This is a genomic window from Streptomyces sp. NPDC104307, from assembly GCF_055584045.1.
Window position 1 is genome coordinate 24,960 of the sequence record NZ_JBVJMU010000021.1, and the last position, 21,792, is coordinate 46,751.

Sequence of the window (21,792 nt, forward strand, 5' to 3'; positions counted from 1 at the left end):
CGGCTCAGTGGTGCGCATGGTCGCCAACCGGGCTTACTTGTTGGTCCACTTCCACATGGCGGGGTGGAAGTTGGCCAGTGAGTCCTGGGCGAAGCCGCCGAGGCCGCTCTTGACCACGGAGACCTGGTAGTCGGGTTCCGGCAGCCAGACCACCGGCAGGTCCTCGGCCAGGGCGGCGCTGTACTTCTGCATGGCGGCGGGCGAGGAGTCGGTGGTGGTCTCGCCGATCAGCTTGTCCACGGCGGGGTTGGTGTAGCTGCCGAAGTTGGAGGCGCCGCCGGTGGCGAAGAGGGAGTCACCGCTCGGGTAGGCCGGGAAGTACCAGCTGCCCGCGCTGCCGAAGAAGGAGAGCTGCCACTTGCAGCCGGAGTCGCCGGCCTTGCACTGGCCGGACTGCGCGAGGACCGAGTTGACCGGGGCGGTCTTGATGGAGAAGCCGATGCCGGACTTGGCGAAGGACGACTGGAGGGCGCTCATCAGGTTGTCGGTCACGGTCGAGCCGGACTGCGACAGCACCTGCATCTGGAACTTCGTGCCCTTGTCGACCCCGGCGCCGCACTGGTCGTCGCCGCTGCCCGGGTGGGTGCAGACCATGGTGGCGCCCTGCTGGGTCCAGCCGTGGTCTGTGAGCAGCTTCTTCGCCTTGGCGGCGGAGAAGGGGTACGGGTTGTCCTTCTGCTTCGAGGAGACGAAGGCGGAGGTCTGGCCCTGCGGAACGGGGCCGTAGGTCGAGACGGCGGTGCCGTTGAAGATCACCTTGGAGAGGGTCGACTGGTCCACCGACATCTGGATCGCCTGGCGGGCGTAGAGCTGCTTGAAGACCGGGCCCATGGTGGGGTTGTTGAAGTTGTAGGGCATGTACGTGATCGCCCAGCCGGCCCACGGCTTGAGGGTGTAGCCCTTGGCGGTGAAGGACGCTTCCTGGCTGAGGTTGGTGGCGTTGATGTAGCCGTAGTCGACCGTGCCGGCCCGGAGTGCGTTCTCCTCGGCGTCCGCGGTGGTGAACGGGAGCAGGTTCACCGTCTTGATGTTGGCCTTGCCGCCGCCGTCGTACTTGGCGTTGGCGAGGAGCTGCACCTTGCCGGCCGTCGAGAAGGACTTGATGGTGTACGGGCCGCTGACCGTCTTCCAGAGCGGGTCGGTGGCGTAACCGGAGATCTTCTTGGCGGCGGTGTTGAGGTAGGCCCAGACCTTCTTGGCGCCCGCGGGGGTGAGGTCGAGGTCCGAGACCTTGCCGGCGTCGCTGGTCTTGTCCCAGACGTGCTGCGGCATCGGGCGGATCATGCTCAGCTCGTTGGCGAGCATCCACTGCGTGTTGTACGCCTTGTCGAACGTGATCGTGAAGTGCGTGTCGTCCACGATCTTCAGCGAGGTCCAGTTGTCCGGCGCCTTGCCGGGGCTGTAGCTGGCCCAGTCCCCCTTGTTGGCCTTGACCAGGTTGAACCAGAACTGCACGTCGCGCGAGGTGATCTTCTGGCCGTCGCTCCAGTGCCGGTCGCCGAGGGTGATCTTGACGCTCTTGCTGTCCTTCGCGAAGTCGGCGCCGGTGGCCAGCGAGTTGTTCTTGTTCCAGCCGACCTTTCCGGTGGAGCCGTCGTACGCGATCAGCGGCTCCCAGAGGGACTGGGATATCGAGGCGTTGTTGGTGTTCAGGTGGGAGGCGGTGCCGACCGGGAGGATCCAGTTCGGCGTGAAGTTCGCCGGCAGCGCGTAGTTGATGCTGTCCTTCGAGCCGGCGCCGGACGAGGTCGTGCCTCCGCCGGAACAGCCGGACAGCAGAACGGCCGCCGTGGTGGCGACGCCCGCGGCGAGGGCCCAGCGGCGGCTGTTCGCCGTGCGGGTAAGGATCATGACTCTCCTCGGAATGAAAGGGCCCGCAGCCGCTCAGGTGGGTCGGCGCTGCGTTCACGACAGCTAACGCCGCCATTGCCGAAGAAACAAACAAGAATTAATAACAAGTAAGTTACTGCACTTTCGACGAAAGCCCTCTTGCCCGATTTAGCCCGACAACTTGGGATAGCTTGGGGCGATATAGGGGATTTTACGGGTGATGCACTTCCTTCAAGGGACTGTTCCCCTGCGCGAAGTGCGGGCGTATCGTCTGCGCCACATACCCCGTTGCGGAAGTAACTTTGTACATGACTGGAATAAGTACGTGGGACCGCAAGGCCACGAAAGGGACCCCCTCCCTCGCCGTGCGTGTTCTGGAACTGATCGCATCGGGCGAGGCGACGTCACGTACCGAACTCGCGAGACGCCTCGGGGCCGCCGCCTCCACCGTCTCCCTCGCTGTGGGGCACCTGGTGGACCGAGGTCTGGTCGCGGAGGAGGGCACCCAGTCCTCCACCGGTGGACGCCCCCGCAAGGTGCTGAGGATCGGGAGCCGTGACGAGTTCGCCGTCGCCGCAGACCTCGGCGGCCGGCACGCCAGGATCGGCGTGGTGCTTCCGGGTGGCGGCCTGAGCGACGTCTCGACGGTCCCCTTCCTGATCGCTGACGGCCCGGAGGCGGCCCTGCCCCGGCTGGCCGAGGCCCTGGAAGCACTGGCGGACCAGCGCGGCCCCGGCCGCCTGCGCGGGGTCGGGCTCTCGCTGCCCGGCCCCGTGGACATCGCCTCCGGCTCCGTCGTGCGGCCCTCACGGATGCCCGGCTGGAACCGCTTCCCGGTCACCGCCTGGCTGGAGGAGCGATTCGGGGTCCCGGCGGCCGTGGACAACGACGCCAACTGCATGGCGGTCGGCGAACACACCGTCCGGCTCGACGGGCCCGCCCAGACGATCATGGTGAAGATCGGGTCCGCGATCGGAGCGGGCGTGATGGCCGAGGGTCGCCTCTACCGCGGCGCGACCGGCGCCGCCGGGGACATCACCCACATCAGGATCGACGCGGGTGCCGGTATCCCGTGTTCCTGCGGCAACACCGGCTGCCTGGAGACCGTGGCGTCCGGTGCCGCGCTGGTCCGCATCCTGCGCGAGCGCGGGGCGGACGTGAACAGCACGGAAGACGTGGCCCGACTGGCCCTGGACGGCGATCCGCTGGCAACCCGCACGGTCCGCAGGGCCGGCGACTACCTGGGCCAGGTGCTGGCCGCCAACGTCAACTTCTTCAACCCGGACGCCGTCTACCTCGGCGGCATCCTCTCCACCCTGGAACTGTTCGTCGCCGCGGTGCGCAGCCGCCTCTACGAGAGCTGCCACCCGCTCGTCACCGAGCACCTCACCATCGAGCGGACCAGGCTCGGCGCCGACGCCGGGCTGGTCGGCGCCGGGCAGTTCGCCCTGCAACGCGCCCTGGCCCAAGCCCTGCACGAGGTGGGCGGAGCCGAACGGTTCGGCACTCTCGCCCCCCGTCACGTCTGACACCCGACCCCCTACGAGGAGCCATGTCGCAATCCCGCACCGCCGCAGCCCGCCCGGTCATCGCCATCGCAGGGCTCGGCATCGAGTCCTCCACCTTCTCCCCCGCCCGGACCGGGGCCACCGCCTTCCACCCCTCGCGCGGCGCCGGGGTGCTGGACCGCTACCCCTTCCTGGCCGCCGGTGAGGAACTGCGCGAGGCGGCCGACTGGCACGGCGCCCTGGTCGGCAAGTCACTGCCGGGCGGCACCGTCACCGCCGCCGCCTGGACCGAGCTGACCGACGAGCTGATCGAGCGGCTCGCCGCGCTGCCCCGCCCGGACGGACTCTGGTACGACATCCACGGCGCGATGACCGTGGAGGGCATCGACGACGCGGAAGCCGTCCTGCTGGACCGCATCCGCGCGACCGTCGGTCCCGACGTCATCATCTCCACCTCGATGGACCTGCACGGCAACGTCTCCCGCGACCTCGTCCACGGCAGCGACCTGATCACCTGCTACCGGATGGCCCCGCACGAGGACCACATGGAGACCAAGGAGCGGGCGGTCCGCAACCTGGTCGACCTGCTGGTCTCCGGGGCGCCCCGTCCGGTCAAGGCCTGGGTGCCGGTACCGGTGCTGCTGGCGGGCGAGCAGACCTCCACCCGGATCGAGCCGGCCAGGAGCGTGTACGCGGAGGTGGACGACGTCGAGGCCATGGACGGCGTGACCGACGCCGCGATCTGGGTCGGCTACGCCTGGGCCGACGAGCCCCGCAACCGCGCCGCGGTGGTGGTCACCGGCACCGACCGGGCCGCGGTGTCGGCCGGTGCGGAGCGGCTGGCCGAGGGCTTCTGGAAGGCCCGCGACGACTTCGACTTCGTCGCCCCGACCGGCACCTTCGACGGAATCCTGGACGAGGCCCTGGGCTCGGACCAGCGCCCCTACTTCATCAGCGACACAGGGGACAACCCGACCGCCGGTGGTTCCGGTGACATGACCTGGGGGCTGACCCGGCTGCTGGCCCGCCCGGAGTTCCAGAAGGACGACGGCCCGGTCGTCATCTACGCCTCTGTGCCCGGCCCGGCCGCCGTCGCGACGGCCGTCGCCGCCGGTGTCGGCGCCACCGTCACGGTCACCGCGGGGGCGGAGGTGGACGACCGGCACGCGGGCCCGGTCACCCTGACCGGCACGGTGCACTCCGTCCGGCACGGCGACCGCGACGCCCGGACCGAGGTCGTGATCCGGGTGGGCAGCGTGTACGCGATCCTCACGGAGCTCCGCAAGCCCTACCACCACGAGGCCGACTTCACCGGCCTCGGCCTCGACCCGCGCGGCGCCGACGTCGTGATCGTGAAGATCGGCTACCTGGAGCCCGAACTCTTCGACATGTCGGTCGGCTGGAAGATGGCGCTCACCCCCGGCGGTGTGGACCAGGACCTGGTGCGCCTGGGCCACCACCGCATCCGCCGCCCGATGTTCCCGTTCGACCGGGAGATGGCGGACCCGGACCTGTCGGCCCGCGTCATCCCCGCCGCCGACCAGCCGCTGACCGGGGACGACGAGTGAGCGCCCGCCCCGCCCTGGAGATCGCCGTCACCTCACCGGCCGGCGCCCGCGCCGCCAGGAAGAACGGCGCCGACCGGGTCGAGCTCTGCACCGCGCTGGAGCTGGGCGGGCTGACCCCGTCGGCCGCGCTGGTCGAGGCGGTCGCGGCCGAGGGGCTGCCGGTGCAGGTGCTGGTCAGGTGCCGACCCGGCGACTTCGTCCATGACGCGGAGGAGATCGCGCTCATGGCCGCGGAGGTGCGGTCCGTCATCGCCTCCGGCGCCGCCGGAGTGGTCATCGGCGCGCTCACCGCCGACGGCGCCCTGGACACGGACGCGGTCGCCCGGCTCGCGGAGGCCGCCCGCACCTCGGGCCGCCCGGTGGAGGTGACCCTGCACCGGGCCATCGACCAGTCCGCGGACCCGGTGGCCACCGCCGCGCTGCTGCCCCCGCTCGGTCTGACCCGGGTCCTCACCTCGGGCGGCGCTCCCGCCGCGGGCGACGGGCTGGCGGCGATCACCGCCATGGTCGCCGCCGCACCCGGCGTGCAGGTGATGGCCGGCGGCGGCGTGCGCCTCGCCGACATCCCGGCGCTGGCCTCGGCCGGCGTCGCCTCCGTCCACCTCTCCGCCAAGACCCGCGCGCCGCGCCGGCTCGGCGGCAGCTGGATACCGCTCGGCGCGGGCGGAGCCTCGGCCGAGCAGGACACCCACTTCGTCACAGACCCCGAGGTCGTCGCCCAGGCGCGACGGGCCCTGGACGCGGTGGGCTGACCACCGCCGCCCCTGCGTATGACGGCGCCCCCGACCGGGATCCCGGTCGGGGGCGCCGTCATACGCAGGGGCGGAACAGAGGGCGTCAGCAGCCGCCGCAGTTGTAGTACGTCACGTCCCAGTGACTGCCCTCGTCCGCGTAGATGTTGCCGGAGCCGGACTTGTACTGGGGCGCGCCGTCACCGCGCAGGCCGATGTAACTGAACACGCCGTGCACGTAGTTGGTGAGACAGGTGGTCTTGCCGAAGTCGAGCTTGTAGCCGTTCCAGTGCGAGTACGTGCCGCTGGCGTGCCCGGTCTCGGTGCCGCCGGTGATGTTGAGCGCGCAGCCCGTGGCGCTCTTGAGCGTCTGGGCGCCCTGGGCGGTCGGCAGGTTGAGCTGGTCGAAGGAGGTGCAGGTGGCGACGTTCCGGTTGGAGCAGCCGCCGGAGGACGACCAGGTGACGCCGGACGAGCTGAATCTGGCGGTCGCCTGGCTGTGGGTGAGCTTGCTGACGGCGAAGGCGTCCGTCGCACCGGAGACGACACCGACTCCGGGGGCGAAGAGGACTCCGAGGACGAGGGCGAGAACGGTCAGGACGGGGCGCAGCGTCATACGGGACACCATGGGGACTCCTCCTGTGCATGACAACGTGGGGGCAGGGAGATAGTGCCCGAGTTCTACGCGCGTCCGCCAGAGGGCGTGGGGTGACGGTCACGTGAATACATGACACCCCCATGGACAGACCCGAGTGCCTGATGTTGAACTTTGAACTAGATGGGGTTACAGTCAATCTCGTTGAAGGTTAAACAAACACGTCGAGCCCCGCTCGATCACGTCCCGAGGAGGAGCCATGGCTCTGTTCAACCGCAAGTCCAACGAGACCGCGACCACCACGACCGCCGCCGTCGACCCGGCCCTGGCCGCCCTCACCGGCGACTACACGATCGACCCGGCCCACAGCAGCATCGGCTTCACCGTGCGCCACGCGATGGTCACCAATGTGCGCGGCTCCTTCGGTGAGCACGAGGGCAGCCTGAAGCTGGACGGCAGCGACCCGGCCGGTTCCTCCGTCTCCATCGACGTCAAGATCGCCAGCGTGGACACCGGCATCGCGGACCGCGACGGCCACCTGGTCAGCGGCGACTTCTTCGACGCCGAGAAGTTCCCCCTCATGACGTTCCGCTCGACCGCCACCGAACAGCTCGGCGGCGACAAGTACCGCGTCACCGGCGACCTCACCATCAAGGACGTCACCCGCCCGCTCGCCATCGACCTGGAGTTCAACGGCTCCGCGACCGACGTGTACGGCAACGAGCGCGTCGGCTTCGAGGGCGGCACGGAGATCCTGCGCTCCGACTGGGGCCTGACCTGGAACGCGGCGCTGGAGACCGGCGGCGTGATGGTCAGCGACAAGGTGAAGCTGAACTTCGACATCTCCGCGATCAAGGCCGCCGCACCGCAGGCCTGACCCCGGCAGTACACCCGTGCGCCCGCCGTCCGCTCCCCGAGAGGAGCGGACGGCGGGCGCGGTCGTCTCAGAGCGGCTGGTGGTTGGCCCAGACGACCCGGTACGGGTACCGGGCCTGCCAGCGCCGGATGAGTTCCTCGGTCCCGGGGGCGGCGAACGAGGCGTTGAGCGCGTCGAGGTCCGCGAAGCCGAACCGCAGGATCGCGGTGGCGGCGAACACGGGGCTGTGCTCGTCGGCCGGCACGCGGATGTGGTGCTCCGCCGAGAACGACGTGGTCTGCCCGGAGTCGCGCATGAGCTGTTCGATGTCCTTCAGGAACTGATCCAGCTCCTCATCCGGGACGGGTTCGTTGAACGAGACGATCATCGTGTGGTCAATCATGAGCCAATCCAACCCCGGTACCCGGTGCCGAGTCCAAGACCGATCGGGCCTCGAACGATAACCTGTGGGCATGGCTGACCTGGAGACGCGTGAGATCGAGTACTTCGTCGCAGTGGCCGAGGAGCTGCATTTCGGCCGGGCCGCCGAGCGCCTGTCCATCGCCCAGCCGGCGCTGTCGAAGGCGGTCCAGCGCCTGGAGTCGCGGCTCGGTGTCCAGCTGCTCAGCCGATCCAGTCGCCGGGTCTCGCTGACGCCGGCCGGCCAGGCGCTGCTGCATCACGGCCGCCACGCGCTCAACGCGGTGAGCGCGGCGGCCGAGAGTGCCCGCCGGGCGGGTGCGCCCGAGGCCCATCTGCGGCTGGTGATCAAACCGGGCGGCGACGGCAACCTGCTGTCGGGGATCCTCGCCGCGTACGCCCGCAGACCGGGCGCCGGCCGGGTGGACGTCCTGTTCGGCGGCGCCACCGACCGGGCCGACCACGTGCGCGACGGCCGGGCCGATCTGGCGCTGCTGTACACGCCGTTCGACGACCTGACGGGGCTGGACCACAGGGCCCTGTTCGTCGAGGGACGCGTCGCGATCCTGCCGCGCGGGCACCGGCTGGCCGGTCGCGAGGAGCTGCGGATGGCCGACCTGGCGGGCGAGACGCTGCCGCGCTGGAAGGGGGTGCCCGAGAGCGGCGACGGCGTCATCGGCGGCAGCGGCCCAGAGATCGCGGACGTGGCACAGATGACTCAGCTGATCATGCTCGGCCGGACGATCGCGGTCCTGCCGCGCTCTTCCGTCGAACCCGTCCACCCGGGGCTGGTGTACAAGCCGGTGGCCGATGCGCCGCCCAGCCGGATGGTCGTGGCCTGGTCACGGCTGGACGAGCGGCCGCTCGTAGCCTCGTTCGTCGACGCCGCGGTCTCCGCGAGCATGTCGCGGCCGGACCCGGCCACGCACCAGAGCTGCTCAGGTGCTGCCGGCTGACATGGCCGGGTCCGGCGCGGGTGGTCCCCCCCAGGACTACCGTGTCAGCACTCGCGGAGGCCGGGGGCCGGGTCCACGCCGGTCTTGACGGAGACGGCGGGGACGTTGCCCCACTGGCCGTTGTCGAGCTGGGTCCAGTACCAGATGTCGTTCTGGCCCTGGTGCGGGTCGCCGTGGCCCCAGCAGGCGAACCAGTTGAACCCGGTGGTGAGCGTGCCACGGGTCGCCGAGCGGTAGGAACGGTCCGCGTATCCCTTCGCACCCACGGCGTTGCCGCAGTACAGCCGGCCGTCGGAGCGGACCCCGCACTCGGCGGCGTGGGCGGTGGTGGCGGGCACCGAGAGTGCGAGCAGGGCGGTCGCGGCGAGGGTGCCGAGTGCGCTGGTCAGGCGTCGAGTATTCATGATCGCCTCAACGGCCGGGCCGCCGCGGTGGTAACGGCCACCGCTGCGGCCTCACCCGGACCGCCGCCGCGGCTCACCCGGACCGCCCCCGGTCAGCCCATGCTCTTCGCGCCGTCCAGCGACTCGCGGATGATGTCGGCGTGCCCGGCGTGCTGAGCGGTCTCCGCGATGATGTGCATCAGCACCCGGCGGGCCGACCACCGGGCGTCCTCCTCGAACCAGGGCGCCTTCGGCAGCGCATGGCTGATGCCCAGGTCGGGCAGGGTGGCGACCAGCTCGTCGGTCCGGGCCGCCGCCTCCTCGTAGTCGGCCAGCACGCCTTTCAGCGTCTCTCCGGGCAGCATGCCGAATTCGTCGCTCCGCCGGGCGAAGTCCTCCTCGGTCATGGCGTTGAAGTCCGGCATCGCCGAGGCCCCCTCCACCATGAACCCCGCCCAGCCCCGTTCGACCGATGCGACGTGCTTGATCAGACCGCCCAGGCACAGTGCGCTCGCCGTGGGCCGCAGCCCGGCCTGCTCGTCGGTGAGGTCGCGGGTGGTGAAGCGCAGGAAGTGCCGCTGCTTGCCCAACGCCTCCAGCAGATCGGCGCGCTCGCCGGTGAGGGAAGCTGCGGCCGCCTCGCGGGTGTCCGGCTCATTGACGTTCATGGTCTCCGCCTTCGGTCGTTCCTGTTCCGCCGTCAGGAACGACTTTAGGACCCGTATAGGTCAGTTCCCGTCCTGTATGCCGGACGGGCGGCGGCGGACTTTCAAGGCGTTGTCGGTACGGGTGGTGGGGTTCCCGTCCGGGTCGTTCTGCACCCGCTCGTGCTCCTCGCTGACCAGCACGTCCCACTCCCCCGCCGGGAGTTCCAGGGATGCCAGCACCTCGTCGGTGGTGGGGAGTTCCATGTCCGCGTGGTTGTGCTCCCACGCCGGGAAGCCCGCGTGACCGACGATCAGGAGCACCCCGCCGGGCGCGACGGCGGCGGCGGCCCGCCGCAGGATCGCCTCCCTCGGCAGGTCCCCCATCGAGTGCAGGAACGAGGCGGTGACCAGGTCGTACTCCCCCTCGGGGAACGAGACCCCGAGGTCGTGGAACTGCCAGTCGACCAGGTCGGCGACCCCCGCCTCCGCGGCGTGTTCGGCCGCCCGGTCGAGGGCGACGCGCGAGATGTCCGTGGCGGTGACCTGCCAGCCCCACCGTGCGAGCCAGACCGCGTCGGCCCCTTCCCCGCACCCGAGGTCGAGCGCGCGCCCCGGCGTCAGCCCCTCCACCTCGCGGACCAGCGCGGTGTTGGGGTTCCCGCTCCAGATCCGGTTGCTCTCGCGGTAGCGCTCGTCCCAGAGTTCGGCGTCGGTCGGGGTCGGCGTGCTGTCGGTTGTCATCGTGTCTCCTGCAGTCCGTGACGGCGGTTTCCGAGCGTCTTCTCGCAGACCTGGCGCTCGGCCTCCGCCGAGAAGGGTGCGCGGCGGGCCTCGACCGCGCGGCGGGTGTCCTCGCCCACCAGGTCCGCGTTGATGGCGGAGGCCGCCATCAGCCCGGCCGCGGCGGCGCCGATGACCTGCTCCATCAGGTTGGTGACGTTACCGGCGACCCAGACCCCGGGCACCTCGGTCGCACCGGCCGGACCGGACGCGATGTACGTACCGACGGTGTGACCGCCCACCTCCAGCGCGGCGGCCCGCAGCCCGAGGCCGTCCAGCACCCCGGACCTCGCGGTGAAGCGCGGCTGGACCACCACGGCCTCGCGCGGCACGACCCGGCCACCGGCCAGCCGCACCCCGGTGAGCCGGTCACCGCTCGCCTCGATCCCGGTCACCTCCCCGTCCACCACGGCGATGCCCCGCGCGGCGAGCTGCTCGTACTCCTCGTCGGTGGGCTCCGTCGCGTCGTTCAGGAACAGGGTGACGTCGTCGCTCCACTGCCGCCAGAGCAGCGCCTGGTGCACGGCCATCGGGCTCGTGGCCAGGATGCCGACCGGGGCGTCCCGCACCTCCCAGCCATGGCAGTACGGGCAGTGCAGCACGTCCTGGCCCCACCGCTCAGCCAGGCCGGGGACCGGCGGCAGTTCGTCGACGAGCCCGGTGGTGACGAGGAGGCGGCGCGCGGTGACTGCGCTCCCGTCCTCCCGTACGACCCGGAACCCGGCCCCGCCGGGCAGCCTCTCCGCCGCCACGGCCGCACCCTCGACGATCTCGGCTCCGTACCCGGCGGCCTCGTCGCGGCCGATGGCCAGCAGCTCGGCGGGCGGCAGACCCTCGCGCCCCAGGTAGTTGTGCGCGTGGGACGCGGGTGCGTTGCGCGGGCTGCCCGCGTCGATCACCAGCACCGAACGCCTGGCCCTGGACAGCGCCAGGGCCCCGCTCAGCCCGGCGGCACCGCCGCCGATCACCACTACGTCGTACGTCTGTGTCGTCATGTCGCTCATGCGAAACACCTCCATCTGCGGACGATGGTGCGTGCTTCCCCGCTGCACGGCAAAGATCCTTGCCGAAGCGGCAAACTCACATCAGATGACCTCCCTGGCGTTCCGCTCCCCCAGTCGGCGACCAAAGCCAGCGCAGCCACCTTCTCTGTGGCAATGACCTCGGGTCTCACCCGACTCGGCGGCGCTCGGTCCTTCGCCATTTCTCCATCGCGGACGTGTCGAGGAGAACCCTTGCTCAGCTGAAGGAAAGCAGTTCCTGAGCCCCCTCGGCGCACCCCCACGACAGGGTGACACCGGCGCCTCCATGCCCGTAGTTGTGCACCACCAGGACTCCATCCTGTCGCTCCGCCTCCACGCGGACAACGGAACGGGTCGGCCGAGCGCCGATCCGGTGCTCCAGAACGCGGGCATGGGCGAGGCGGGGCTCAACCTCGGCGCATCGGGCGAGGATGCGGGCCGCCGCCGTGTCGTCTGGTGTGAGGTCGCCTTCGTCTTCGATGGCTGTGCCGCCCAGGACGACGGTCTCCCCGTGCGGATAGAAGCACAGCAGATCCGGCGAAGTGCCGGTGTCCTCGGAGAAGAACTCGGTCAGCCCCGGGTTGGTGACGACTACGTGCTGACCACGAATCGGCCGCAGGTCTGAATCCAGGGCCAGGTCACGGGCACCCAAGCCCGCGCAGTTCACGATCCGAGGGGCCGGGCCGACGTCCGCGAGCGAGGTCAGACGTCGCTGCTCGACCGTTCCGCCGCCCGCTCGCAACCGACGCAGGAGATAGTCGAGGTAGGCGGGCATGTCGATCAGCGGCACCGTGAACCGGTACCCGGCCGTGAACCCGTCGGGCAGTTCGGTTGACTCGCACGGCCGGAACCCGGGCAGCGTGGTGGCCCAGTCCGGTGGGGCCTCGGCAGTGCGGGACGCCTCGATGCCGCTGGTGAGCCGGACGCCTGTGGCCTTGTCCTGGGCCAGCTCCCGGAAAACCTCCAGGGACCGCTGTCCCCACCGGTCGACCTTCTCCTTCGGCTCGACCAGGTACGGACCCCACATCGCGCCGGCGGCCAGCGAGGTGGCACCGGGCACCTGCTCGGCGATCACGTGCACCGATACCCCGGCCTCGGCGAGAACCACGGCGGTGGTCAGCCCGGCCACCCCAGCGCCGACAACGACAACGCGCTCCCCTGCGGTCATGATCTCGACCCTAACGGCCGGGTGGCGTCGACGGAGCATGTCGGGCGAGTGCGTCTTCGAGGGCTGGCAGAAAGCTGCGGACGTGCGGGTTGCGCTGGCGGCGGCGGAGGTCCGCCGCAAGCTGGTGGAGCAGCGCCGCGCTCCTCGGCGAACGTACGGCGTCAAGGCGGTCAGCCGAGATCTGGCCGATCTCGCAGGCCGCCTCCAGGTCTCCGTGGGCGCTGTGTCCCAAGGCCAGCCAGGCCCCTTCGAACATGGCCCTGCGCTGGCTGGGGTCGCCACGCGGAACGTCGTACGCCCCGGAACGGAGCATCTCGGTCCCCTGAGCGAGAAAGCGGCGGCCCTTCTTCCCACCGTCCTCCTTCTGTCGCGCGCGCCCCATCTGGATCAAGCCATAGCCGGCTTGGCAGTCGAGGTGGTTGTCGGTGAGGAAGTACATCCAGCGAGGCTCCTCCCGGCCGCCGTCCCGACTCGCGATCAGTTCTCGCGCAGAGCCGCGGGTATGCGCAAAGTCGTTGTCCCGGCCGCCGGCGGCATACGCGTAGGCGAGCCGGGAAAGGACGGATGCCCGGGCGGCAGGCGGGGCGGCTTCGCTGGCGCGGCGGGCTGCCTCGCCGAGGGCGATGGCATCCGCCGGATGTCCCCGGCTCGCTGCCTGGAAAGAAAGGTCACCGAGGATGTGGGCGCACAGGGGCAGGTCGTTGACCTGATGTGCGGCTCGCAACGCAGTGGCGAAGTAGCGCTGCGCCAGACCGTGATCAGCCGTGTCGAAGGCCATCCAGCCAGCCAGTTGACCGATCTCCGCAAGCGCGCGGATGAGCCTGCTCGTCACAACCGGCGAATGACCACCTTCGTGAATCAATAGTCCAACAGCACGGAACTGGGCACCGACGTACGGGAGATGTCTCGCGCCTCCGTGTTCGTCGTCGAGCAGCTGGAGCATGGGCAGGTGCTGCTCGACCTGGTCGACGAGCGGATCAGCGCCGGACGGCGGCGCCATCCGGGGCGCGTACCGGCCTCGCCCCGCGGTTCCGTCGAGGTACTGGGCAACGATCGCCAGAAGCCCCGCGCCTGAGATCGCGAGGAATCGGCGCCGGTCGACTATCCCTCCCATCACCCAGTCCTCCACGATCGCCTCCATGCCCTGCACGGTCCAGGGCCGTGCGAGATCCGTGTCCGCCGGGACGAGTGCCGAGGAGTCGCCCGCGCGGCCCTGCCACAGTTCGGCTACCGAGACAGCTCTACCCAGTTCCTGGGAGAGCACGTAGGCAGCCATCATCGGTAAGGGCGAACGTGGCAGAGAGCCGCCGTCTCTCCAGTGGTAGGGCGCTGATTCGGCGACGGTTCCCGCTCCGAACACCCTGTTGAGCTTTCGCGCGAGCGCCTTGGGGCTCCATCCGAGTTCGTCGAGGCAACCGGCCAGCGCGGCGTTGGGTTCTCCTGCGTGTTGTCCCACGTGCGCCCCCTCGCGTCCCTGCGGTTCGTCGACCACTTCGCGCTCCCCATGGTGATGCAGAAGGAGTCCGAATCACCTGCATGTCAGGAAAGTTGACCGAGTTGACCGGCTGATCGGGTGCTGCGCGACCGGTCTCCTCCGGTGTTCTTGAGTCACGGCGGAAGGCGCCGCCTTTGACGCCGGCGGAGAAAGAGGTGGGCCTTGAGACACCACACGAGCACCTCCCGAGACCGGCCGGGTTGCGTGCTGGAGCGCGACACCGGAGGACCGGTCTCCGCACCCTCACCGAAGCACGCTGACGGCGGCGGCACGACCACGCTGATCACGGACCTGCCGTACGGACCGAGGGCGGCCACGGTCGCTCGCGAAGCCGTCGCTGTGGCACTCCATGGCACCGAGGCACAGCTGCTCGACGACGCCCGACTGATCGGGTCGGAACTCGCAACGAACGCCTTCACCTCGGGGAACCCGCCCCTGGTCCTGTGTGTGGACCGCCGAAGCGCGGCTGTCGGTGGCCTGGAGGTCGAGATCACCGTCACCGACGGCGGTTGCCTCCGCCACGCGCATACCTCTCCTCCTGCTCCTGAAGAGGAGGCCGAATCGGGACGGGGCCTCTTCATCGTCGAGGCACTGGCCGACGCCTGGTCTCTGACGACCGGTGCCCACGGCACCCGCGCCTGGTGCCGGCTCACGCGCGTGACCAGCGCTTCGCCTACCGGCACGCGCTGATGCTCGCGCCCGCGAGACCCCGTCTTCGAAGGAGGCACCACACGGTGCGCATCAACCATGCGACCCCACCGCCCTCGCTCACTGACGCGCTGGAGGCCTGTCACCAACCCCGCGTCGTCGTAGCTGTTCACGAGGGCTTCTACGGGGCCTCGTCGGGTACCGGCTTCAGCAACCGCGCTTTCCTGACAGCCCTCGCCCGCATTCTGCCGCCGGGCCGCCTCTCCGTGATCGCCCCGCACGTCCCCGATACAGCGGGAGCGCACGATCGGCGGTGGACCCGCGAGGTCCAGCAGATGCTGGAGAAGGCCGAGGCCCAGGTAATCGCGATCCCCGCGGTCCATGCACCGCCGGGCTCGGTCCACGGCTCCATGCAGCTGTGTGACCTGGCAGGGGAGGCTGCCTTACGCGTCGCCGATCGCACCAGCCGCTGCCTGCTCATCGGCCTCGACGTCCCCCTCCTCGGCCTCGCCCCGTACACGTCACCAACCATGGACCTGCTCCTCGTCCCCCGCTCCGCAGCAGCCCTCACACGGCCGGGGGACCTGTCGCGAATCCGCTGGGAACGTGAAGCCCTGCGGGCAGCGATCGCCCGGGGCGGGCGGATCGGGGCCATCTCCACCCACATGCGAGACCACCTCGTCGCGAGCTGCGGTGTCCCTCGGGCGAGCATCGTGGACATCCCGAACGGGCTGATCCGGGAGGAGATGACCAGGCCGGCGGCTGTCCTCCCCTTGCCACTCAAGGCCCGAGCCGGATTCCTGCTTGCCATGGGGCGCGCGGTGCCCACCAAGGGGTTCGAAGACCTCTTGGAGGCGTTGCACCTTCTGAAGGTGCGAGGGATTCGCATTCCGCACCTGCTCTTGGCGGCCGTCACCTCGGAGGGGAGCAGGCGTCGCCCGACCTCGCACCAGAGGGGTCTGGCGGCAAGCATCCGCGCCTACGACCTGGACACGACGCTGATCACCCGCTTCACCCCCTCCGTCCGCTCCTGGCTGCACAGTCCCGCGCTGCGTGCGGTCGTCGTTCCTTCACGAGAGGAACCCTTCGGACGGATACCCCTGGAGGCGTTCGCGGCAGGCGCTGGGCCGGTGGTCGCGACCACCGCCGGCGGGCTGGCCCAGACCGTCATCGAGGGCGAGACCGGCTTCGCCTCCGCACCTCGGGACCCCAAGTCTCTGGCATCCGCGCTGCACCGAGCCCTGACCGTCCTCCCCCGAGAGCGCGAGCGACTCCGGATAGCCGGAGCGGCTCTTGTGCGTTCGCGCCACGACTACGAGGCCAATATCGCCTCCGTCATCGGCCACATCGCCCCGTGGGCTCTGGCTCCGTCGTCCGGCGGGGAAGGCAGGCCCCGATGAGCCGGCCGGTGGTACTCATCAGCCTGGAATCCCCGCACTCGTTCTGGCGGTTGTCCGCCGAGCACGAGCGTTCCCTGCGTGCCGCCTTCCCAGGTGTCGACTTCCGTACGGCCTCCGAGGAAGACGTGCCGTACCGGCTGGCCGAGGCACACGTCTACCTCGGCTGGCGGTTCGAGCCGTCGTGGCTGTCCCACGCGCCTCACCTGAACTGGATCGCTTCCCCGGCCGCCGGCACCGACCATCTGCCCGTCGCCGAGGCCCGCTCCGCCGGAGTGGCCCTGACCCGGTCGTACGGGTTCCACGGCCGCCCCATGGCCGAGCACGCCATGGGGCTGGTCCTCGGCTTCTCCCGCGGGTTGTTCATGAGCCAGCGCGTCCAGCGAAACCGGACGTGGTGGAAGGACGACCTCGCCGCAGAGTTCTTCGACCTTGCCGGGTCGACGATGACCATCGTCGGCTGCGGCAACATCGGAGGCCATCTCGCTCGCGCCGCCCGCGCTTTCGGCATGGACGTGATCGGAGTGCGCCGGACACCACCTGCAGCAGCCGGGGACGGGGTTACCTGGATGCACGCCTCGGCGATTCGCCAGGCCCTCGCTGTCGCCGACGTGGTGGTCGACCTGCTGCCCGCCACCCGGGCCACGGACCACCTCTTCGACCACGACCTCCTCTCGGCCTGCAAGCCCGGGGCTCTGTTCCTCAATCTCGGCCGTGCGACGACCGTCGACCAGCAGGCCCTTCTGGCCGCGCTCAACTCCGGCCACCTTCGCGGCGCCGCCCTGGATGTCTCAGACCCGAAACCGCTGCCCGCTCGCCATCCACTCCGGCTTCATCCCCGGGTCGTGCTCACGCCGAAGAGCTCGACGCTCTGCCGCACGTACATGAACGAGGCGATCGAGTTCTTCGCCGCCAACCTGCACCGATACCTCGCCGGTCAGCCGCTCGACGGCCTGGCCCAATTGTCCGACGCCCGCTCTCCTCTCGCTGGAGGCTGACCGATGCCCACCACCCGCCACGACCTGGCCGCCGCATTCGCGGCGACCGGCCGCAACCACCCCTACCTGGCCTTCACGCTGAACTCGCTGTGCAACCTGGACTGCGTGTTCTGCAAGCCCCGCTGCATGCCGGACTACGGGCACAAGGATCGCCCTCTGACCACCACCGACTACGCGGCCATCGCCGCCGAAGCAGGCACCTGGAAGATCCGGAAGGCGCACTGCTCCGGCGGCGAGCCGACCCTGCGGGCGGACATCCTCGACGTGATCGGGGGTCTCGCAGACGGCCTCGGGCCCGGAGCCGCGATCGGCATGACCAGTCACGGCAACCTGCGCCGCGGGCTGAGCGTCGAGAAGCTCTGTCGCGCCGGCCTGACGTACCTCAACCTCAGCCTCCACAGCCTCGACCCGGAACGATCCGCCACGATCATGGGCGGCGGCGACCCGCGCACCACCCTGCGCACCCTCGACGACGCCCTCTCCCTCGGCCTGCGGGTGAAGATCAACTGCGTCCTCCAGCGCACCTATCTGGACGACGCCTTCGCCGTGGCGGAGCTGGCCCGCGACCTGCCTGTCGCCGTCCGCCTCATCGAACTCCAGAACATCGGGCCCGCGCAGGCACTGTTCGGCACCGAGTTCATCAGCGAGGCGGACGTCCGCGACCGTCTCCACGAATGGTTCGCGGGCGCGGGGGAGGTCTCTCGTGACCAGCTCGGTGTCCGTAGCCCCGGGCAGTACCTCCGCCCCGAGGGCTGGGCGGGCTCGATCGGCTTCATCTCCAACTCCAGCTGCGCCACGTGCTCCGACGCCAACCGAATCAAGATCACACCCACCGGTGTGGCCCGCCCCTGCATCCTCCACAACCGCGACATCCCTCTGAAGCCCCACCTCGCCGACGACACCCTCGATGACGCCTTCGCCCACCTCTTCCAGGCCATGCTCGACCGCAACACGAACGATGCCTGGCAGGGCTTCCACTACGTCGACTACGACCTGCGCTGGGACCGGATGGAGCGCCCCGAGGGCGCCCCGGTCCTGCCCCTGCTCCCCGTACTGACTACGGGCGCGGCCCAGTCCTCCTGCACCCGGGCCTCCACCGGGGAGCGGTGATGGTCGTGGCCGAAGCGCCGCCTCTCTACCTGGGGCTCGGAGCGCTGTACGAACGCGAGCTGGACGCCCACGGAGTCGGGGCCGTAATGCTCACCCACAAGTGGCAGCCGGCCGACCTGCTGGCTCCCCACTCGGACGTCGACGTGCGTGTACTCCTGCCAGAGGCACCCGGGGAATGGGAGGAGTGGAACCACCGTTTGGCCGCAGCCCACAAGTCAGCGGTCCGCCGAGAGGTCTCCCACGGGCGGCTTCTGGAGCATCCGCCCGGATTCGCGTTCACCGTGGCCGAGGCAGATGGACGGCTCGTCTCCGCACCCGAACTCGCGACCTGGTCCCTGATCAGCGGAAGCACCCGGGACTTCCAACGCTGGAAGTCCCAGGCCCAGATGGCCCCCTGGTGCGAGATCGACGAACGCTTCTACCGGGCAATCCTCCAGTCGAGGCTCGGAGGCCGGTACCAGTTGACGGCGGACAGTACGGACAACGTGGTCGAGGACATCACGGCGTACCGGCGCCACTGCGTGGCCTGGCACTACCTCGCCCCCTGCTGGTTCGCCACCGCCGCACTCGCGACCCGGACCCGCTGCCCCGGCAAGACGGCCGCGCTCACCCAGTGGCGCCCGGACGGGCTGGACGCGTACGCCGAGCTGTTTCTCCGGCACTCCGAAGGCGGATCCGACGGGCGACGCCGCAGCCCGCGCCACCTGCTCCGCGCGGCACACGTCTCCCTGGAAGCGGCCATGCGCCGCATTCCACAGGCAAGCCACCCTCCCGACACGGGCCAGCAGTCCGCTCCTACCGACTGGGTAATGACCGCCGGAATGCTCCGCGTACGTGTCGCCCGCTGGCTGTACTACCTCGATCCGCCGCCCGGTGTCGCGACCGAGTACCTGATCCGGCGGGAGGCGAAGGAACTTCGTTCCGCTGCACGGACCCTGAACGCGCTCGCGGAGGACGAGGCTGCGCCCGCCCAACGTCTGGCCGCCCGAATGGCCGGGCTGATCCCCACCGGACCGACGACTCCCGACACTCTGCGCACCACCCTCGCGCTCTGGCACCGGCAGAGATCCACGGTGCAGGACTTCCTCAGCATCCCGCCCGATGCCATCCACCCCTGACACAAGGAGCCTCGCCATGCCCGCGCGTGCGTCCCAGCCCCGCGCCCTCAAGACGGCGAAGATCAAGATCACGACGAAGTGCAACCGGTCCTGCGACTTCTGCATCTTCGCCGACGGCGCCCAGGGCGAGAACATGGCCCCGGACCTGTTCTCCACCATCCTGACCCGGCTGGAGACCATCCCTTTCCAGCAGTTGCACATCAACGGCGGCGAACCCACCGTGCACCGGGATTTCCCCGCCCTCAGCGAAGCTGCCCGGACACGCCTGCCGGACAAGGTCATGGTTCTGGGCACGAACGCCATCGCCCTGGCCCGCAACCAGCGGATCATGGACGCCACGCTCCGCTCGTACGACCAGATCCTCATCGGCTGCGACGACGAGCACGAGAACTACGCCGAAGTGCACGCCGTCGTGCCCCGACTCCGCGAAGCCGGCAAGACCGTCGTCATCAACAGCGTTCTGGAAGGCATCCGTTCCTCCCGACTGGGGGAGCTCGCGAACCTGTGCGACACGTACGGCGCGATCCACGTCACCAACCACGTGCACCACGTCGACGTCGGCCAGCCATCGAACGAACTGCGCGGCATCTGCGACCGCTACCTCGACCAGCACCTGATGATCGAGATGGACGGGTCCTGCTACCGCTGCTTCAACGCCATGGCGAAGGACGACAGCGAGTTCAACATCTGGGACGAGGACTTCGCGGCCAAGGTGTTCGCCCCCAGAGGCCACCACTTCCGGTTCTGCCTTCGCTGCCACGAGTACACCGACTCGGGCACCGCTCTCCTGCCCGCCAGCATTCCGACCGCCTGACTCCAGACCGGAGGTACACCATCATGTCCGCAGTCCTCGGGCTGAACTTCCACCACGACACCGCCGCCGCCTTGATCGTCGACGGCCGCCTCTACGCGGCAGAAGAGGAACGCTGGAGCGGGGTCAAGCACAACCACCGGCCCCGTAAGGGCACGCTCGCCGCACCGGTCCGTGCCCTTCAGTGGTGTCTGAAGGCCGCTGGCATCGAACCGCAAGACGTCGACGTCGTCTGGGCCGCCTCCATGCGTCCCAATCCTGCCGCCGGCTGGTGGCTCGCCGAGGAGAGGGACGAACTCGCCGCTCTCTTACCTGCCCCGCTCGGTGACCATCTCCGCCTCCTCTCCCACCACACCGCGCATGTGCTCTCCGGGTACCTGCTCTCCGGACACGACCACGCGGCGGGCCTCGTCGTTGACGCCGGCGGCTCCTCCCTCGGCTCCGACTTCGGTCCGGGGCGGGAACGCATCACCGGCTACGACCTGCGGCCGGATCGCATCGACCGCGTCCACCAGAGCATGCCGACCGTGGTTCCCGGCCCTGTCGGCCCTCGGCGCGTTCACTCCTCGCTCGGGCACTTCTACCGGAACCTCGCCCGCAGAGTGATCCCACCGGGCGACGAACCCGAGGGCAGCATGATGGCACTTGCCGCGTTCGGCGACCCCCAGCGGTACGGGCCGCAGATCCGCGAACTCGTACGGCTCGGCGACGACGGCGAGGTCCGGATCGGCCACCCCTGGGGCTCGGCGGACAGCAGCACACCGCTGCTGCTCCGTGGCCGCGTCTGGACCGCTGACAACATCGGGGACCAAACCGACGCGGAACGGGCTGCCCTGGCCGCCGCAGTCCAAGACGTCTTCTCCGAGTCGGTCATCCACACCGCACGCCATCTGCAACGGCTCACAAGAGCCTCGGCGCTGGTGTTCTCGGGTGGATGCGCCCTGAACTCCCACCTCAACGGCCGCCTGGCCGACGACAGCGGCTTCGACACCCTGTTCGTGGCGCCGGCACCGCATGACGCGGGCACCGCTGTGGGCGCCGCCTTGTACGCCTGGCACTACCAGCTCGGACAGGAACGTCTCCAGGTACCGACTGACGCGGCCTGGGGCCCGAATCCTGGGACTCTGAAGGCGGAGGCGGTGCCATCCGGGTACCGCGCTCTCACCGGGCTCGCGGCAGGCCTGGCACCCGCAGCGGCCGCGCTGCTCGCTGAGCACCGCATTGTCGGCTGGGTACAGGGAGCGCTCGAATTCGGTCCCCGGGCCCTCGGGCACCGCTCGATCCTCGCCCACCCGGGCCGCGCCGCCACGCGGGATCGGCTCAACGCGATCAAGCAACGAGCCACGTATCGCCCGTTCGCACCGGCCGTCCTCGCTGAGCACGCCACGGAGTGGTTCATGTCGGCAGGCGACCCCTTCATGAACCGCGTCGCCCACGTCCGCCGGTGCCGAGCCGACCGCCTAGCCGCGGTCACCCACCACGACGGCACCGCCCGGGTTCAATCCGTGGCGACAGACCACCAGGGCCTGCACGAACTCCTCCAGCGGTTCCACGAGCACACCGGCCTGCCGCTGCTGTTGAACACCTCCTTCAACCTCAAAGGCACACCAATCCTGCGATCCGCCGAGCAGGCCGCACAGGGGGCAGCCGGCCTGGGACTCGACGCCCTCGCCGTCGGAGACACCCTCCTGATCGCCGACCACGTCCCCGACCCCCGGGCTCTACCCCAGCCATCCTTAGGAGAGGGGTGA

At 69.9% G+C, this 21,792-nt stretch carries 21 protein-coding genes; 12 read left to right on the forward strand and 9 right to left on the reverse strand.

Annotated elements, in window-relative coordinates; translation table 11 throughout:
• Positions 1-33: 33 nt before the first annotated feature.
• Entirely contained in the window at positions 34-1,851 is a 1,818-nt protein-coding gene (locus ACZ601_RS34670; RefSeq protein ID WP_440577308.1) for a peptide ABC transporter substrate-binding protein, read from the reverse strand.
• A 287-nt stretch (positions 1,852-2,138) separates the two neighbouring features.
• Between ACZ601_RS34670 and ACZ601_RS34675 the strand changes: the two genes are divergently transcribed.
• From ACZ601_RS34675 to ACZ601_RS34685, 3 genes are read left to right on the forward strand one after another with little or no spacing between them, the layout of a single operon-like run.
• Positions 2,139-3,359, forward strand: coding sequence for an ROK family protein (locus ACZ601_RS34675; RefSeq protein ID WP_469545317.1), 1,221 nt, complete (start codon positions 2,139-2,141; stop codon positions 3,357-3,359).
• A 23-nt stretch (positions 3,360-3,382) separates the two neighbouring features.
• Positions 3,383-4,906 carry a M81 family metallopeptidase gene (locus ACZ601_RS34680; RefSeq protein ID WP_469545319.1) on the forward strand — a complete coding sequence of 508 codons (1,524 nt, stop codon included), beginning with the start codon at positions 3,383-3,385 and terminating at the stop codon, positions 4,904-4,906.
• Positions 4,903-5,658: a copper homeostasis protein CutC gene (locus tag ACZ601_RS34685; RefSeq protein ID WP_469545321.1), complete on the forward strand. Its 756-nt coding sequence runs from the start codon at positions 4,903-4,905 to the stop codon at positions 5,656-5,658. Before ACZ601_RS34680 ends, ACZ601_RS34685 begins: the two co-directional genes overlap by 4 nt.
• An 85-nt stretch (positions 5,659-5,743) precedes the next feature.
• On the opposite strand, the gene ACZ601_RS34690 is transcribed toward ACZ601_RS34685, so the two are convergent.
• Positions 5,744-6,265 (reverse strand): hypothetical protein, encoded by a 522-nt coding sequence (locus ACZ601_RS34690; protein ID WP_469545323.1) that lies wholly within the window; start codon positions 6,263-6,265, stop codon positions 5,744-5,746.
• Between the two features lie 226 nt (positions 6,266-6,491).
• Here ACZ601_RS34690 and ACZ601_RS34695 point away from each other — a divergent pair, with 226 nt between their 5' ends.
• On the forward strand, positions 6,492-7,109 hold the full coding sequence (locus ACZ601_RS34695) for a YceI family protein (protein WP_469545324.1): 618 nt from the start codon (positions 6,492-6,494) through the stop codon (positions 7,107-7,109).
• A gap of 67 nt (positions 7,110-7,176) precedes the next feature.
• Here the strand turns inward: ACZ601_RS34695 and ACZ601_RS34700 are convergent, their stop codons facing one another.
• Positions 7,177-7,491 (reverse strand): hypothetical protein, encoded by a 315-nt coding sequence (locus tag ACZ601_RS34700; protein ID WP_469545326.1) that lies wholly within the window; start codon positions 7,489-7,491, stop codon positions 7,177-7,179.
• A 70-nt stretch (positions 7,492-7,561) separates the two neighbouring features.
• On the opposite strand from ACZ601_RS34700, the gene ACZ601_RS34705 reads away from it, so the two are divergent.
• On the forward strand, positions 7,562-8,464 hold the full coding sequence (locus tag ACZ601_RS34705) for a LysR family transcriptional regulator (protein ID WP_469545328.1): 903 nt from the start codon (positions 7,562-7,564) through the stop codon (positions 8,462-8,464).
• A gap of 44 nt (positions 8,465-8,508) precedes the next feature.
• Here the strand turns inward: ACZ601_RS34705 and ACZ601_RS34710 are convergent, their stop codons facing one another.
• The 6 genes from ACZ601_RS34710 to ACZ601_RS34735 all read right to left on the reverse strand — a co-directional run bounded on the left by ACZ601_RS34710 (position 8,509) and on the right by ACZ601_RS34735 (position 13,920).
• Entirely contained in the window at positions 8,509-8,868 is a 360-nt protein-coding gene (locus tag ACZ601_RS34710; RefSeq protein WP_311303019.1) for a hypothetical protein, read from the reverse strand.
• Positions 8,869-8,960: 92 nt separating this feature from the next.
• Positions 8,961-9,515 carry a DinB family protein gene (locus ACZ601_RS34715; RefSeq protein ID WP_469545330.1) on the reverse strand — a complete coding sequence of 185 codons (555 nt, stop codon included), beginning with the start codon at positions 9,513-9,515 and terminating at the stop codon, positions 8,961-8,963.
• Between the two features lie 60 nt (positions 9,516-9,575).
• Positions 9,576-10,235 (reverse strand): SAM-dependent methyltransferase, encoded by a 660-nt coding sequence (locus ACZ601_RS34720; RefSeq protein ID WP_440577955.1) that lies wholly within the window; start codon positions 10,233-10,235, stop codon positions 9,576-9,578.
• On the reverse strand, positions 10,232-11,269 hold the full coding sequence (locus ACZ601_RS34725) for an NAD(P)/FAD-dependent oxidoreductase (RefSeq protein WP_469545477.1): 1,038 nt from the start codon (positions 11,267-11,269) through the stop codon (positions 10,232-10,234). Before ACZ601_RS34725 ends, ACZ601_RS34720 begins: the two co-directional genes overlap by 4 nt.
• Positions 11,270-11,513: 244 nt before the next feature.
• Positions 11,514-12,464, reverse strand: coding sequence for an FAD-dependent oxidoreductase (locus ACZ601_RS34730; protein ID WP_469545332.1), 951 nt, complete (start codon positions 12,462-12,464; stop codon positions 11,514-11,516).
• Between the two features lie 10 nt (positions 12,465-12,474).
• The gene (locus ACZ601_RS34735) at positions 12,475-13,920 is read right to left on the reverse strand and encodes a carph-isopro domain-containing protein (RefSeq protein ID WP_469545479.1); all 1,446 of its coding nucleotides are present in this window, start codon (positions 13,918-13,920) and stop codon (positions 12,475-12,477) included.
• 201 nt (positions 13,921-14,121) lie between these two features.
• Between ACZ601_RS34735 and ACZ601_RS34740 the strand changes: the two genes are divergently transcribed.
• The 7 genes from ACZ601_RS34740 to ACZ601_RS34770 are packed head-to-tail and all read left to right on the forward strand — an operon-like array spanning position 14,122 to position 21,792.
• Positions 14,122-14,649, forward strand: coding sequence for an ATP-binding protein (locus ACZ601_RS34740; protein WP_469545334.1), 528 nt, complete (start codon positions 14,122-14,124; stop codon positions 14,647-14,649).
• 44 nt (positions 14,650-14,693) lie between these two features.
• Positions 14,694-16,007: a glycosyltransferase family 4 protein gene (locus ACZ601_RS34745; protein WP_469545336.1), complete on the forward strand. Its 1,314-nt coding sequence runs from the start codon at positions 14,694-14,696 to the stop codon at positions 16,005-16,007.
• Positions 16,004-17,002, forward strand: coding sequence for a D-2-hydroxyacid dehydrogenase (locus ACZ601_RS34750; RefSeq protein ID WP_469545338.1), 999 nt, complete (start codon positions 16,004-16,006; stop codon positions 17,000-17,002). Before ACZ601_RS34745 ends, ACZ601_RS34750 begins: the two co-directional genes overlap by 4 nt.
• 3 nt (positions 17,003-17,005) lie before the next feature.
• The gene (locus tag ACZ601_RS34755; protein WP_469545340.1) at positions 17,006-18,112 is read left to right on the forward strand and encodes a radical SAM protein; all 1,107 of its coding nucleotides are present in this window, start codon (positions 17,006-17,008) and stop codon (positions 18,110-18,112) included.
• The gene (locus tag ACZ601_RS34760; RefSeq protein WP_469545342.1) at positions 18,112-19,230 is read left to right on the forward strand and encodes a hypothetical protein; all 1,119 of its coding nucleotides are present in this window, start codon (positions 18,112-18,114) and stop codon (positions 19,228-19,230) included. The genes ACZ601_RS34755 and ACZ601_RS34760 overlap by 1 nt, the downstream gene beginning before the upstream one ends.
• A gap of 16 nt (positions 19,231-19,246) precedes the next feature.
• Positions 19,247-20,044, forward strand: coding sequence for a radical SAM protein (locus ACZ601_RS34765; protein ID WP_469545344.1), 798 nt, complete (start codon positions 19,247-19,249; stop codon positions 20,042-20,044).
• Between the two features lie 23 nt (positions 20,045-20,067).
• Positions 20,068-21,792 carry a carbamoyltransferase C-terminal domain-containing protein gene (locus ACZ601_RS34770; protein ID WP_469545346.1) on the forward strand — a complete coding sequence of 575 codons (1,725 nt, stop codon included), beginning with the start codon at positions 20,068-20,070 and terminating at the stop codon, positions 21,790-21,792.

What these genes read in the sequence shown, in the direction of transcription:
- ACZ601_RS34725 (WP_469545477.1), bottom strand. Translation starts at nt 11,269, where the DNA reads ATGACGACACAGACGTACGACGTAGTGGTGATCGGCGGCGGTGCCGCC.
- ACZ601_RS34750 (WP_469545338.1), top strand. Translation starts at nt 16,004, where the DNA reads ATGAGCCGGCCGGTGGTACTCATCAGCCTGGAATCCCCGCACTCGTTC.
- ACZ601_RS34730 (WP_469545332.1), bottom strand. Translation starts at nt 12,464, where the DNA reads ATGACCGCAGGGGAGCGCGTTGTCGTTGTCGGCGCTGGGGTGGCCGGG.
- ACZ601_RS34670 (WP_440577308.1), bottom strand. Translation starts at nt 1,851, where the DNA reads ATGATCCTTACCCGCACGGCGAACAGCCGCCGCTGGGCCCTCGCCGCG.
- ACZ601_RS34755 (WP_469545340.1), top strand. Translation starts at nt 17,006, where the DNA reads ATGCCCACCACCCGCCACGACCTGGCCGCCGCATTCGCGGCGACCGGC.
- ACZ601_RS34760 (WP_469545342.1), top strand. Translation starts at nt 18,112, where the DNA reads ATGGTCGTGGCCGAAGCGCCGCCTCTCTACCTGGGGCTCGGAGCGCTG.
- ACZ601_RS34675 (WP_469545317.1), top strand. Translation starts at nt 2,139, where the DNA reads ATGACTGGAATAAGTACGTGGGACCGCAAGGCCACGAAAGGGACCCCC.
- ACZ601_RS34700 (WP_469545326.1), bottom strand. Translation starts at nt 7,491, where the DNA reads ATGATTGACCACACGATGATCGTCTCGTTCAACGAACCCGTCCCGGAT.
- ACZ601_RS34770 (WP_469545346.1), top strand. Translation starts at nt 20,068, where the DNA reads ATGTCCGCAGTCCTCGGGCTGAACTTCCACCACGACACCGCCGCCGCC.
- ACZ601_RS34705 (WP_469545328.1), top strand. Translation starts at nt 7,562, where the DNA reads ATGGCTGACCTGGAGACGCGTGAGATCGAGTACTTCGTCGCAGTGGCC.
- ACZ601_RS34690 (WP_469545323.1), bottom strand. Translation starts at nt 6,265, where the DNA reads ATGGTGTCCCGTATGACGCTGCGCCCCGTCCTGACCGTTCTCGCCCTC.
- ACZ601_RS34710 (WP_311303019.1), bottom strand. Translation starts at nt 8,868, where the DNA reads ATGAATACTCGACGCCTGACCAGCGCACTCGGCACCCTCGCCGCGACC.
- ACZ601_RS34695 (WP_469545324.1), top strand. Translation starts at nt 6,492, where the DNA reads ATGGCTCTGTTCAACCGCAAGTCCAACGAGACCGCGACCACCACGACC.
- ACZ601_RS34720 (WP_440577955.1), bottom strand. Translation starts at nt 10,235, where the DNA reads ATGACAACCGACAGCACGCCGACCCCGACCGACGCCGAACTCTGGGAC.
- ACZ601_RS34715 (WP_469545330.1), bottom strand. Translation starts at nt 9,515, where the DNA reads ATGAACGTCAATGAGCCGGACACCCGCGAGGCGGCCGCAGCTTCCCTC.
- ACZ601_RS34680 (WP_469545319.1), top strand. Translation starts at nt 3,383, where the DNA reads ATGTCGCAATCCCGCACCGCCGCAGCCCGCCCGGTCATCGCCATCGCA.
- ACZ601_RS34765 (WP_469545344.1), top strand. Translation starts at nt 19,247, where the DNA reads ATGCCCGCGCGTGCGTCCCAGCCCCGCGCCCTCAAGACGGCGAAGATC.